Consider the following 12946-nt stretch of genomic DNA (forward strand, 5'->3'; position numbering starts at 1 on the left):
GCGGTGGAGGTGGCGGCGTGTTTGCCGTGGCTGACGAAAAAGCTGTCTCCAAGGTCGAGGACGTGAAAGCTGTCCAAAAGCCAGCTGCAGATGCTTCGGCCAAACCAGCCGAAGTGGAGCAGGAAGCTTTCATCTTGAAGGTCAACGAAGGTGAAACTCGTCTTCAAGCTTGGGAGCGAGCCTTTGATTCTGGAGTAACGATTCCTGCGATCACCGTGCGAAGTGAAGTCCGTCGAGCGATGGCTTCCAAACGTTACAGTGATGTTACTGGGGTCATTCAGCTTGCTTTGCGAGACGGTCAGCTTCAGCCTTGGATGTACGAAGCAATGGCCCTGGCAATGCAGCTGGATCATGCCCCCAAGCAAGAGATCGAACGGGCATTGATGAGTGCCATCGACTTCTCGAGTGGACCGAACCACATGCTTGTTGTCGCTTCTCTGATGTCGCGATTAAATTTAGATGCCCGAGCTTTGAAGCTTTATCAAGATGTCGCTCAGATGGAACCGCTGCGACCAGAGCCTTATTCCTGGGGCTTGAAAGCTGCTAAGCGTTTAGAAGACGAAGAAGCGATTCGCTGGGCCTGCATTGGAATTCTCTCGCAGGAATGGCCAAAAGAACAACTCGATATTCGTCAGGAAGCTTTCAATACCGCCAAAGCACAGCTCCAGCAGTTGCTTGCGGACAAGAAGAATGATGTGGCCGAGCAGTTCAACGAGCGTATCCGTGAAGCACTTGTTCGCGATGCGATTGTGAAAGTGACCTGGTCGGGGCAATCTGACCTGGACTTAATCATCGAGGAACCAAGCGGAAGCGTTTGCTCGCAGCACAATCCGCGAACCATCTCGGGTGGTATTTTCCTGGGTGATGCGGTCTCGTCTCTAGGGGATGCTGGTACGGATGGTGCCTACGAGGCCTACGTTGTCCCCAAGGGTTTCAAGGGTGATTACAAGATGCTCGTTCGCAAGATTTGGGGCGATGTGACTGCCGGTAAGATCACCGTTGATGTGTTCACCAACTATGGAACGGAAGACCAACGGCACGAGCGACAGCAGCTGGAATTGGGTAAAGACGGAGCACTCGTGACGTTCACCGTACCGGAAGGCCGGCGAACAGAGAGTCTGTCAGAACAACAAGTTCAGGTTGCTGTGGAAACCCAAGCTGCAATGACTCGCGAGTTGGTTGCTGCAAAGCTGAATAGTGCTTCGGAGGGTTCGACCGCTTCGGAAGAATACGTTTCAGACGTCGACAAAGGATCGAACGATTTCGTTCGCCGGGTCCGAAATTCAGTCGGTTACCGTCCGGTGATCACGACGCTTCCTGAAGGTACGAACTTCTCCGCATTCGCTGTGGTTTCGGCCGACCGTCGCTACGTGCGATTTAACGGCACGCCACTGTTCTCTTCGATCGGTGAAGTTGTCTCGTACACCTTCCAGGGGACCAATACTGGTGCCATGGATACCACCGGTGGGAATACTGGCATCCAATAATCGTGACGGCTGAGCCAGTGGCTCTGTCTTTTGCGGATGTGCTTTTAATTACGAATTAAGCCGGGCAACGCGTCGAGCGAGAGATCGTCGACCTGCCCGGCTTTTATTTTTTCTACAGCGATCGCGCCTAAGACGGCATTATCAGTGCACAAGTGCATGGGAGCGATTAGCAGCTCTCCGCCGGTAGCTGCCACTTCTTCTTCCAAGGCCGCACGGAATCGTCTGTTCGCAGCGACACCACCTCCGACACAAATCCGCTGAATCCCTGTCGTCTTCATGGCCTGCATCGTCTTTCCCACCAGGCAATCGATGACCGCCTGTTCGAAGCTTGCCGCGATATCCGCTTTGCGTTGGTCGTCGATAGTCAACGATTTGAAGTCGACAGCGCCAGGACCGGCAATCTCGTATCGCACCGCCGTTTTCAGTCCGCTAAAACTGAAGTCGAGTCGGGATGAATCTTTCAGAAACGGGCGTGGAAATGCGAAAGCTTTCGGATTTCCGTTCATGGCACACTTCGAGAGCGAGGGGCCACCTGGGTACGGTAGTCCTAGCATCGATGCAACTTTGTCAAACGATTCACCTGCCGCGTCGTCGATTGTTCCTCCGAGAGGCTCGAAGTCGAAAGGGCTTTTGCAGTGGTAAATTGTCGAGTGACCCCCACTGATGATCAGCCCAATGCAGGGGAAAATAGGTCTTTGGAAAGCGACCTGACACGCATAGATATGCCCTTGCAGGTGATTGATGCCGATCAGCGGCTTGTCGAGAAGCCATGCCAGGGTCTTGGCCGCAGTGACGCCGACTAAAAGTGAGCCAGCGAGCCCCGGCATATTCGCGACGGCAACGGCATCGATATCCGCCAATTGGATATTCGCTTTAAGGATTGCCTCGTCGATTACAGGCAAGCATCGTTCCAGGTGAGCCCGGGCGGCAATTTCGGGAACGACTCCGGCAAACCTTTGATGGAGTTCATCCTGTGAAGCTACGACCGAAGAAAGTACCTGTAGATCATCGGTGATAACGGCTGCGGCTGTCTCATCGCAGGTCGATTCAATCGTCAGTATTTTCATCGCTTGAGCGTTGCGGTTCAGGAAGAAGAAATCTCCGCCTTGAGGTGTTCGAGCCCTTTGCTTAACACCGGGTCGGTTTCAGAAAGTACCGATTGTGGGGCCGGCGGGTGTGGAATGATCGTATCCTGATCCCGCATCCGACGGTAGGTATGGTAGGCCACTTTCTGCTCTCGGCTCAACTTTACATCCTGGCCTTCGTCCGGAGAGACTCCCCACTTGTCGCTGTCCGTATCCCCTTCGAATCGGTGGATCTTTTCGCCGCTGGGACGCTGGTAGCCGGCAGTCGTAAGCTTCAAAGCACTTTTACCTTCCTCAAGTTCGACGATGTTCTGAACGCTACCCTTGCCCCAGCTTCGTTCGCCAACGATCGTGGCTCGATCGTGATCTTGCAGGCACGCCGACAAAATTTCACTGGCACTAGCGCTGTAGTGGTCGATTAAAATGACCATCGGAAAGTCTGGCAATGTTCCGTCTTTTTCTGCTGTCCATACTCGTTTGGGGGAATTTCGCCCTTCGGTGCTAACGATCTTGCCTTCTTCGATAAACATGTCGCAGATCTCAACCGCCGAGGTTAAGAGTCCGCCGGGATTGGATCGAAGATCGAGCACAAGCCCCTTCATTCCGTCATCCAAAAGTCGAGTGATTGCCTGATGCAAATCATCGGCAGTATGCCGGCTGAACGCAGAAACCCGAACGTACCCGATCTTATCGGCATGATCGAACATAAAGTCCCAGGTGCCCCCCTCCAGGCGTTCGTCACCAAGCACCGTTTCAATCTGAACCAGTTCGCGGCGAACGGTGACTTTCTCGCTGGTGAAAGTACTAGGGTGATAGACGGTCATCGTGACATCGGTGCCGATCGGTCCTTTGAGCTTTTTGATGGCATCATCGATCGTCAGGCCTTTGGTCTCTTCCCCTTCAATATGCGTGATGCGATCTCCGGCGATAATTCCGGCCTCGTAAGCTGGCGTTCCGAACAATGGGCTCGTGACGACCAATTGCCCGTCTCGTGTAGAAACTTGAATGCCGATACCACCGAACTCGCTCTCTACGCCCGTCTTGAAGCGTTCGAGATCTTCCGGAGCGATATAATTGGAATAGGGGTCCAGTTTGGAGATTACGCCCCGAATGGCGGCTTCCATCAACTCTCGACGGTCCACGTCCTTGACGTAATTCCGGTCGACCTGATCGAGCGTATCCGCGAATAGCTGAATCAGCTCGACATACTCTTCGTCAACATTGGCATAGACGTTGTCAGGATCGGTTGGGTCTTCGCTCTTGGCGACTTCCACTGCGGTTGCAAGATTGGACGTTCCGAAGGCCAGAATCAGAACGAACAGCAAGTGGTTTTTCCACGGCATGGAATGGTATCCTCACCTGAATGATTGAAGGGCTTGCGCGAAAAGGACCGAAAAACATACGATTGCGATCTGGGAGAAATTATAGAACCCAGAGAAACCTGCGGCAATTGAAAGACTGGGCGGTCGGCGATTAGAAGTCGTACCAGATACCGAAGCCAATTTGCTGTTCAAAGTTATCGTAGAACGAGTTCTGGGTACTATCTCCATTGTGATAATGAAGGCCCATTCGCAGAGTTCGTCCAGGAATGTCTCCAACCCAGGCCCACCCGGCTTGCACGACAAAGCTACCACCGAAGTTCACTTCCTGACGCAAGTGGGTTCCTATGGCGACAAAGGGTTCCCCCCACGGACTAGTTCGCTCGTTGGGAGCCCATTCGATACCGAATTGAAATTCCCAAGGATCGGCGACCAAATGGTAAAACGCCCAGCCTGCTTCACCATAGACTCTTAGCCTCGGAGTGAAGTAATACGAATGCCCAAAGATAATTAGGTCGTGGGCATAGTTTAAACGGTCATAGCCAGGGTTCTTTAGCAGAAACTCGTCTCCCAAATGGGAACTCAAGTGGTAATAGCCGAATCTTGAGCGATGGCGTGGATCGGCGGCGTAGCTCCATGTAAGCTGCGTTCCGGCGCGGAAATCGGCTGATCGAACGTCAACATCTTCGGGGATATCAAGACGTACGTGAGACGATCCTTCCACGTCCCACTGAATACCATCCGACAGAAACGAGGAATCACGTCCATATCGCAAAACACCAAAGCGTCCGCCCAGGTTGCCGTCCAGCATCCAATTGTCGTCGGTGATTTTTACCAGCTGAGCAGACAGACGAGATTCTTTTTGCCCGGTTAGATACGACTTGTAGACCATCCCTTTAGGAAGAACGGTCCATTCGTAAGGAGCCTCTTCTTCAACCACAGTGATTGGCCGTTGGTAAACCGAATCGGGATAGGTCGGCTCTACCCAAGGAACTTGGCCGGGACCTGGTTGATTGATCATCGTAAGGCCGCTTTCGACTACGGGTTGTCCAAGCGGATTATCGTAGGCGACTGACCGGATTTGAGGTGTCCGTTCATCTGTGGGAAAATCAAGAATGGGTTCCAGGTAAGGGGATCTTTGTCCTGGGAACATATTCGTTGGGTCAGGCCAACCCAGTCCGGTCTGCGCACTAGCCCACGACGGGAGCGCGAAGCTGCTTAGAATCAAAATGACTGCGAGCCGGACGTTTAATATCATCGCAAGGTGGGGAGTACCTGATAGCATTTTGTTTAATACATCCGTGATAACCATGCTTATCGGCATAATCGGGTACCGAGGATGACAGCGAAGTGTAACGAGGTGCAAGGTGGACCCCAAGATCACTTTTTATCAAAATAGTGCATTGGTAAACTAAATTCAAACACTCGTGTTTTAGACAAGAAACGGCTTTCATGGTTCTCTTAGAATTCAGTATGTCTCCTCTTAATAAAGGAGACTCTGTGAGCGAATACGTCGCTCGAAGTTTAAAAATTATCGCTGCTAGCGGGCTCGATTATCGCTTGCATGCGATGGGCACAATCATCGAGGGAGAGATTGATGAGGTGCTAGCTGTTATGCAGAAATGCTTGGAAGCAATGGCCGAAGACTGCGATCGTGTAACGTGTACGGCTAAGCTGGACTATCGTCGAGGTTACCAAGGTCGGCTCAACTCGAAGGTCCAAAGTGTTTTAGAAAAGGTGGATGTCTCCTTGAAGACGATTCAGCCTCCTAGCACACCGGAATAGGAATCGGCCCAAGTATGGATACGCCTGAAGTAGACGTTGTTGTGGTGGGTGGCGGAATCATCGGTCTGGCGACTGCTTACCAAATCTCGCGCCGTTTTCCTGAGCATCAAGTCATCGTGCTTGAGAAAGAGAAGGTGCTCGCTCTGCATCAGTCTGGCCGTAACTCGGGGGTGCTCCATTCGGGGATTTACTATCGGGCAGACTCGCTGAAGTCCGCTAATTGCCGGGACGGGCGATTGGCAATGCAAACCTTCTGCGAGCAATATGATATTCCTCACGAGATCTGTGGCAAAGTCATCGTCGCGACCGATGAGAGCGAATTGGGACGCCTCGACGAGATCTATCAGCGGGGCCAATTCAATGGCATCGAGTGTGCCAAACTAAACGCCGATCAGCTACGGGCCCTCGAACCTTACTGCAGGGGAATCGCTGCGATCCACGTCAAGTCCGCTGGAATTGTTGACTACCGCCGCGTTTGCTTTCGACTTTGTGAGTTAATCCTCGAAAGTGGTGGAGCGATTCATACAGACACCCGGTTGCTAGGTGTTTCGCAGCTCAAAAGGCAGATTGTTCTCGAAACTACCAATGGATCGTTTCAGACTTCACTCTTGGTCAATTGTGCCGGTTTGCAAAGCGATCGAGTCGCGAAAATGTGCGGGCATCAACCCGAAGTAAAAATCGTTCCTTTCCGGGGTGAATATTACGAGCTTTCGGAAAATGCACAGCATCTGTGTCAAAACCTGATCTATCCTGTGCCAGACCCTGCGTTTCCCTTTCTAGGTATTCACGTCACGCGAACGACCTTTGGTACCGTTGAATGCGGTCCGAATGCGGTTTTGGCATTTGCTCGCGAAGGGTATCGCAAATGGGATGTTAATTGGCAAGATCTATGGGACGCCGTCGGATATCGTGGTTTTCACAAGCTCGCCGCAAAGCATTGGAGTGTTGGCATCGAGGAGATGCGCCGCTCCTATTTTCAGTCGGCTTTTCTCGCTTCACTTCAACGACTTATTCCCGCCGTAAGAGCCCAGGACTTGCTGCCGGGAACTTCGGGGGTTCGAGCCCAGGCTTTGCGAAATGATGGATCGCTCGTCGATGATTTCGTCATTCAGAAGGAAGGCAACTTCATCCACGTTCTCAACGCTCCGAGTCCAGCTGCGACCGCGTCCTTGAATATTGGTGCTTTCATTGCCGAGCAGTCGGCCGATGTTTTGGACTTCTAAGGGTGAACCTCCAGACGACCAACGGGGACTAATGCGTTCGAAGAAGTAAATGAACGAATCAATACGAGGGCATCATGAATCGTCGTCAGTTAACACAGTTGGGAGTTCCGGAATACGCTTTGGCCGAAGCGGTTAAGGCGGTATCGAGCGCGGCTACCACCCACCGACTGCGAGGTGCGGATTTGAAGCGGCAGGTGAAGGAGGTTCTCGCTGCGCCGAATGATTTCGTGAATGATCCGTGCTACGGGTCATTGGCCACGACGCTGACGGAAGACCAGACGATCGAGCCACTTCGTGAAAACGTCGGCTATCGTACCTGGGGTGAAGACATCGATGAGATGGCTCATGCGCAAATGCGGGAAGCATGTAAATTGCCTCATGCGTCGGGCGCTGCACTCATGCCGGATGCTCACTTGGGATATGGTTTGCCGATTGGTGGTGTCATAGCCATGGAAGGGGCCGTTGTGCCCTATGCGGTTGGTGTCGACATCGCGTGCCGCATGAAGCTCAGCGTCTTGGACATGAAGTTGGAAACTCTCGATTCTCGCTTCAAGGACTTCTGCCGAGCGCTCGAAAATGGAACGCGGTTCGGCGTTGGATCGGTCCATCAGAAGCCACAACAGCACGAGGTCATGGACGAAAACTGGAACATCACGAAAGTCACACGCCAGTCGAAGGACAAGGCTTGGAAACAATTGGGAACGTCAGGTTCAGGGAATCACTTCGCTGAATTCGGCGTTCTGACGATCGGCGAAGGTGACACTGCTGGAGATTCGTTCGCATTGGAGCCAGGCGAGTATGTCGCGTTGCTGAGCCACAGCGGAAGCCGTGGCGCGGGAGCGACAGTTTGTAACACCTACAGTAACATCGCGCGTACCAAGTTGCCTAAAAAGTATGAGGCATTGAAAAACCTGGCTTGGTTGACGTTGGAAAGTGAAGAAGGTCAGGAGTACTGGGAAGCCATGAACTTAATGGGTCGCTATGCCGCAGCGAATCACGAAGTGATCCACCGTCTGGTAAGTGAACTCTTAGGCGCCGAGATCATCGCAGGTGTCGAGAACCATCACAACTTTGCCTGGAAGGAGAAGCACAATGGGCGAGAGATGATTGTCCACCGCAAAGGAGCAACTCCGGCCGGTGAGGGAGTGCTGGGGGTGATTCCTGGATCTATGGGTACGCCTGGGTTCGTCGTGCGCGGTAAGGGAGCGGCGAGTAGCTTTGACTCAGCATCTCATGGCGCAGGTCGCTGCATGTCACGAAAGAAGGCGAAAGATACGTTTCGTATTCAAAACACGCGGCAGGAACTCAAGGAAAAGGGAGTGCACATTTTATCGGCTGGATCAGACGAAGTCCCGGGTGTCTACAAAGACATTCATGAAGTCATGGCGGCCCAGAGCGATCTGGTCGATATCGTAGGACGCTTCGACCCGAAGATTGTCAAAATGTGCGGCGACGGAAGCCGGGCCGAGGATTAACTCGGCCTTGGGCTTCGTGTTGAGCCTACCGAATAGCCACTAGTCGATTTCAGGAATGGGGGCATCCTTCTCGATCTTTTCCCCCTCCCAAATCGCGATGCCATCGGTGTATGTCAGTATGCGATGCTGACTGTTGCGTGCTGGCATCTTGCTTTCCGCTGGCAGAAATTTGCTTAGAGTTTTGATCTTAGAAGCGTACTTTTTATCGCCAGCCAGGTTGGTCCATTCATTGGGGTCGGACTGCATGTCGTACAGTTCCTGCGAACCGTCAGCGTATTGAATGAACCGCCAGTTTTCAGTGCGGATGCCATGATTGTCGTGATTGTGGGTTGTGATAGCCGGAAAATCACGTTTCGTATTCGCATCCTTCAGTTGAGGAACGAGCGAGTGCCCTTCCAAGCCGCTGGGCTGTTGCAAACCGGTCAGTTCACTTAGTGTTGGATAAATGTCGAGCAGTTCCGCTGGTTGTGTGCAGCGTTGGCCTTCGGTAACGCCTGGGCCAGCGAAGATAAGCGGAACGCGGGTACCGTCATCCCATAATGTGTTTTTGCCGGTGATCTCTTTCTCGCCGATGTGCCAACCATGATCGGACCACAGAACGATAATGGTGTTGTCGCCATATTCGTTCTTTTCCAACGCCTCGATAACCCGACCGATTTGGGCATCCACAAAGCTAGTGCAGGCTAGGTAGCTGCGCGTCAGGTTCTTCCACTGATCGTCGTCCTTTAAGAACTTCAAGCGGGGTTCAGGCAACTTCCAATGCATATACCAGCTGAAACGTGGTGTATCCGCGCGGTCGTCAGCGATGATCTCAGGAACTTTTAGTTCGTCTTCGGGATAAAGGTCAAACCACTCCTGCGTAGCGTAACACGGGACGTGAGGCAGGAAGAAACCGACCGACAAGCAAAACGGTTCTTTGGGCTTCTCATTCAGCGTATTAACTGCCCAGGATGCAACCTGGTAATCCCCTTTGTCCTCATCCTTGTGAGGAAACACACCCCAGTCGACTAATGGATGAGCGGATGGTGTATTGACGAGTTTTTGTTTCGGTTTTGCTCCCACCGAGGCCGGAGGCCCAAGGACTTGAAATTCCTGATCCTTCCCTTTGCGACCATATCCACCGTGATAAATCTTTCCCGTCGAGTAATTGGTATACCCGTTGGCATGGAGATGCTGTGGCAGTGTGACCAGTTCGGCTAGTTCCGGTACATCGCGAAACCAGGGAGACAATCCGTAAATACCGGTCGACGAGGGACGAAGCCCGGTCATCAAGCTTGTTCGGGATGGATTGCACAAGGGCGATTGGCAATGAGCATTCAGAAAAACAGTTCCACGTGCTGCGATACGATCGATATGCGGTGTCTTGGCTTGTGGATGTCCACCAAGGCAACCAATCCAGTCATTTTGGTCGTCGATCGAGATGAAAAGAATATTGGGTTTTTTGGCCTCGTCTGCTTGGGCCACTGCCGAACTTATCAGGATAAAGCAGACGGTGAAAGAAAGGAAAGTACGCATGAACTAGCTCTAGTCTGGGGAGTGATGGGAGAACTCTGAGAGAGGAGTTCGTATTTTAAACCATCCGCGACCAGGAATCGAGCAATCAACCGCATTCCGAATTCGAACGAAAAAAAGCCCGATAGATTGACTATCGAGCCTTGGTAGCAGCGTCTGGTTTGCGACGACTATCGCACCGCGCCGATCTCTTCACTTGGGTCATTCAGCATTGGTTCAAGTTCGGCATAGACCTTATCGAAGATGCGATTCGAGTAAGGCAGAGCTGGATTTTCAACCCAAGCGGCGGCACGGGCCTGCTGATCTGGGATGTGCAGCATGTTGTAAGGACGGAAGTAGTAGTAGGTCTTTGGGTAAGCGTCATAGGGGATGTGGGCAACCATGTTGCCTGGAGCGTGCCAAGGAGATGGCAAGCAGTGGCGAGCATAGAAACCACCATGGCCGTGTCCGAATCCATGACACCCACCGCTGCAACCCAGGTTGCAACCATGTGCTTTGCAGGAACCACACGAATTGCAGCTACTTTCACACGAGGAAGCACAACCGCAGCTTACGGAAGAGTAATCTTCATGTGCGTTGTAAGAGCTGCTAACGGTGCTTTCATTCATGCTTTGCAGCTGAATGGCTTTCGGCGGTGTCGGCATGGCGTGCGGGCTGACGCTATCCGAGGGAGAAACGTCTTGCATCAGCGAAAATCGTCCGGATTTGGAGACAGTGGCAACTCTGATTGGTCGTTGAATCGTTGTCCGCGAGGGTTCATAACCCACCGCTTTCACTAATCCACCGCCAGTTTCCTGACTTAACTGCGATGCTGGCATGACCCCCAAAATAACTACAACTGGTTCGGCCTGCTCGGCAGCAACAGGTTGCTTAAGTTTAATGACTGGGGCGGGTTCGCCACCCTCGGCACCGAGAAGAACGGCAGCGATAACAAATACGGTGGTCATGGTAACTCAACCTTTGTTGGAGGATTGAGGAATGTGAGTTGGTGTCGTGCGCAATGTAAGTGCGTCGTTGTTACGTTCGGCACTTTCCGAACCATCTCTACGAAAATATCGTATCGTCCGTTTGAGTTGACGCAGTCCCCCCAGATTCACAGGTGATAATCGCTACATAAGATAAATAGAGTCTAAACCCAACTCCATAACTAGTGTATTTCGTTCAGGTCACCGGTGGGGATAATTCCCTAACAAATCGTATTAGGCACAAATACGGCTCAACTAACACAATCGGAACATCCGAAACCATAAGTGATCCACGTTCCGCCCTGATATCGGGTGGCGGGCGAGAATGACCCTTTCGTAAGCAGTCTTGCCGATCACGACCGTTCCCAACCAGCGTATGTGGTGGTAGGTATCCCATGAAAAGTTTGTTCCAACTTACCGTTCAGTATGGCAGTCGCACGGCTATCGCCGCGGCCATGGCTGGGGTATTTACCCTTATGCCCGCAACTGCCCAGGCACAAATTGCCGCTGAACTACCCGGCCCGCGAAACGAGCAACTCATCGAGAAGCCGAGTGAATCGGTTCTGATGAAAGAATCGAACCTGATCCAAGAGGTCCTCGAACCGGAATTAATTTTCCGAGTCGAGCCGACGCGGTCGAAGATTCTGAAAACAAAACTTCCAATGACTCGGGTGGCGATCACCAGTCCAGACATTGTTGAAATCAACGAATTCAGCACGACGGAAGTGGAAGTAATCGGTTTGAAGGCCGGCGAAACCACGATGACCATCTGGTTTGCAGCTCCGGACGGAACATCGACCGTTCTCCGTTATCTGGTCAAGGTCGCTGCCAACAGCGAAGAACAACGCCGTGCGGAAATCGAATACGGCAAGCTTGAATCTCGCCTCAACGAGTTATTCCCGAATAGCATCGTTCAGCTGATTCCTGTTTCCGACAAACTGATTGTCCGCGGCCAAGCTCGCGACGCCCAAGAGGCTGCTCAGATTATCGCCGTACTCGGCGGTCAATCAATCGACCAGAGCGGCAATCTTACGATGGGAGCGAACCTGGGTACGGCGGCAATTCTTCCGGGAGCGGAAGACCTTCGAACGACCAGCATTATTGACTTGCTGCAAGTTCCTGGTGAACAACAGGTGATGTTGAAAGTTCGCATTGCAGAGCTTCAACGCACCGCTGCCAGAAACCTTGGTTTCGATTTTAGCGTCAGTGGCGAAAACTACGACGTGTCCCATATTATTGGTGCCGGAGCAGGCAATCTTACTGCGATTCTCGATGGCGGCGATGTCGAACTGTTTTTACAGGCGACAAGCAGCAACGGGATGGCCAAGATTTTGGCTGAACCGACGCTGGTTACCATCAGTGGTAAGTCGGCCAACTTCATCGCCGGTGGTGAATTTGCCGTGCCAACAGCTGTCGGTGTTGGTGGTATCGGGGCCGTGTCGACGACCTTCCGAGGTTTCGGTACGCAGCTCGCGTTCACCCCGACCGTTCTCGACAAAGATAAGATCCGCCTACAGGTTGCACCATCGTTCAGCTCGATTAACTCGAGTAACACGGTGGATGGCATCCCTGGCTTGGATATCCGAGGTGTCACGACCACCGTTGATCTGCGAGAAGGCCAATGGCTTGCCGTTGCTGGCCTGATCCAGGACGAACTTGCAGGCAGCCGTGTTCGTCTGCCTGGAATTGGCGATATTCCTCTGATTGGTGCCGCGTTTGGTCGTCAGACCACAACCCGATCGGAGACCGAATTGGTGGTCCTTGTCAGTCCAGAACTGGTTCATCCAATGGAAGTCGAACAGCTTCCTTTGTTCCTGCCTGGTACTGATGTGACCGACCCAACCAATAAAGAGTTCTTCTGGCATCAGCAAATTGAAGGTCGCCCTGGCTACGACTACCGCAGCACAGTATGGCCAGCAATGCGACACCAGATTCACCATGAGAATCACGAGATTCTCAAGGCTCAGCGACATGCTCGCAAAGCCAGCCGACATTACCACGAGTGCGAAGATTACTACATCTCCGGACCACAAGGTTTTTCCAACTAACTAGGCCCAAAGGTGGCAAGACCCAGCACCTTTTTCGTTCCCGCGAC

The 12946-nt window shown here is 52.5% G+C and carries 9 protein-coding genes and 1 pseudogene; 5 read left to right on the top strand and 5 right to left on the bottom strand.

Annotated features, from left to right (window positions below):
- Positions 1–1487: pseudogene (locus tag HOV93_RS24690) on the top strand (hypothetical protein); the annotation flags it as partial.
- A 44-nt stretch (positions 1488–1531) separates the two neighbouring features.
- On the opposite strand, the gene tsaD reads toward HOV93_RS24690, so the two are convergent.
- The 3 genes from tsaD to HOV93_RS24705 all read right to left on the bottom strand — a co-directional run bounded on the left by tsaD (position 1532) and on the right by HOV93_RS24705 (position 4912).
- Complete coding sequence (tsaD, locus tag HOV93_RS24695; RefSeq protein WP_207399230.1) at positions 1532–2554, bottom strand: tRNA (adenosine(37)-N6)-threonylcarbamoyltransferase complex transferase subunit TsaD; 1023 nt, start codon at positions 2552–2554, stop codon at positions 1532–1534.
- A 17-nt stretch (positions 2555–2571) separates the two neighbouring features.
- Positions 2572–3915: a S41 family peptidase gene (locus HOV93_RS24700; protein WP_207399231.1), complete on the bottom strand. Its 1344-nt coding sequence runs from the start codon at positions 3913–3915 to the stop codon at positions 2572–2574.
- A 130-nt stretch (positions 3916–4045) separates the two neighbouring features.
- Positions 4046–4912, bottom strand: coding sequence for a DUF1207 domain-containing protein (locus tag HOV93_RS24705; RefSeq protein WP_235991009.1), 867 nt, complete (start codon positions 4910–4912; stop codon positions 4046–4048).
- Between the two features lie 431 nt (positions 4913–5343).
- Between HOV93_RS24705 and HOV93_RS24710 the strand changes: the two genes are divergently transcribed.
- From HOV93_RS24710 to HOV93_RS24720, 3 genes are all read left to right on the top strand, one after another.
- Complete coding sequence (locus HOV93_RS24710; protein WP_261358664.1) at positions 5344–5676, top strand: MTH1187 family thiamine-binding protein; 333 nt, start codon at positions 5344–5346, stop codon at positions 5674–5676.
- Positions 5677–5690: 14 nt separating this feature from the next.
- A complete protein-coding gene (gene lhgO / locus HOV93_RS24715; RefSeq protein WP_235991010.1) occupies positions 5691–6899 on the top strand; it encodes an L-2-hydroxyglutarate oxidase in 1209 nt (402 codons plus the stop codon).
- Between the two features lie 74 nt (positions 6900–6973).
- Positions 6974–8374, top strand: a complete 1401-nt coding sequence (locus tag HOV93_RS24720; protein ID WP_207399234.1) for an RtcB family protein — start codon at positions 6974–6976, stop codon at positions 8372–8374.
- 39 nt (positions 8375–8413) lie between these two features.
- Here the strand turns inward: HOV93_RS24720 and HOV93_RS24725 are convergent, their stop codons facing one another.
- The gene (locus HOV93_RS24725; RefSeq protein WP_207399235.1) at positions 8414–9889 is read right to left on the bottom strand and encodes a sulfatase; all 1476 of its coding nucleotides are present in this window, start codon (positions 9887–9889) and stop codon (positions 8414–8416) included.
- Positions 9890–10056: 167 nt separating this feature from the next.
- Entirely contained in the window at positions 10057–10833 is a 777-nt protein-coding gene (locus HOV93_RS24730) for a hypothetical protein (RefSeq protein ID WP_207399236.1), read from the bottom strand.
- A gap of 413 nt (positions 10834–11246) precedes the next feature.
- Here HOV93_RS24730 and HOV93_RS24735 point away from each other — a divergent pair, with 413 nt between their 5' ends.
- Positions 11247–12899: a type II and III secretion system protein family protein gene (locus HOV93_RS24735; protein WP_207399237.1), complete on the top strand. Its 1653-nt coding sequence runs from the start codon at positions 11247–11249 to the stop codon at positions 12897–12899.
- Positions 12900–12946 lie beyond the last annotated feature (47 nt).

Source organism: Bremerella alba (assembly GCF_013618625.1).
Classification (GTDB): domain Bacteria; phylum Planctomycetota; class Planctomycetia; order Pirellulales; family Pirellulaceae; genus Bremerella; species Bremerella alba.

What these genes read in the sequence shown, in the direction of transcription:
- tsaD (WP_207399230.1), bottom strand. Translation starts at nt 2,554, where the DNA reads ATGAAAATACTGACGATTGAATCGACCTGCGATGAGACAGCCGCAGCC.
- HOV93_RS24700 (WP_207399231.1), bottom strand. Translation starts at nt 3,915, where the DNA reads ATGCCGTGGAAAAACCACTTGCTGTTCGTTCTGATTCTGGCCTTCGGA.
- HOV93_RS24705 (WP_235991009.1), bottom strand. Translation starts at nt 4,912, where the DNA reads ATGATCAATCAACCAGGTCCCGGCCAAGTTCCTTGGGTAGAGCCGACC.
- HOV93_RS24710 (WP_261358664.1), top strand. Translation starts at nt 5,344, where the DNA reads ATGGTTCTCTTAGAATTCAGTATGTCTCCTCTTAATAAAGGAGACTCT.
- lhgO (WP_235991010.1), top strand. Translation starts at nt 5,691, where the DNA reads ATGGATACGCCTGAAGTAGACGTTGTTGTGGTGGGTGGCGGAATCATC.
- HOV93_RS24720 (WP_207399234.1), top strand. Translation starts at nt 6,974, where the DNA reads ATGAATCGTCGTCAGTTAACACAGTTGGGAGTTCCGGAATACGCTTTG.
- HOV93_RS24725 (WP_207399235.1), bottom strand. Translation starts at nt 9,889, where the DNA reads ATGCGTACTTTCCTTTCTTTCACCGTCTGCTTTATCCTGATAAGTTCG.
- HOV93_RS24730 (WP_207399236.1), bottom strand. Translation starts at nt 10,833, where the DNA reads ATGACCACCGTATTTGTTATCGCTGCCGTTCTTCTCGGTGCCGAGGGT.
- HOV93_RS24735 (WP_207399237.1), top strand. Translation starts at nt 11,247, where the DNA reads ATGAAAAGTTTGTTCCAACTTACCGTTCAGTATGGCAGTCGCACGGCT.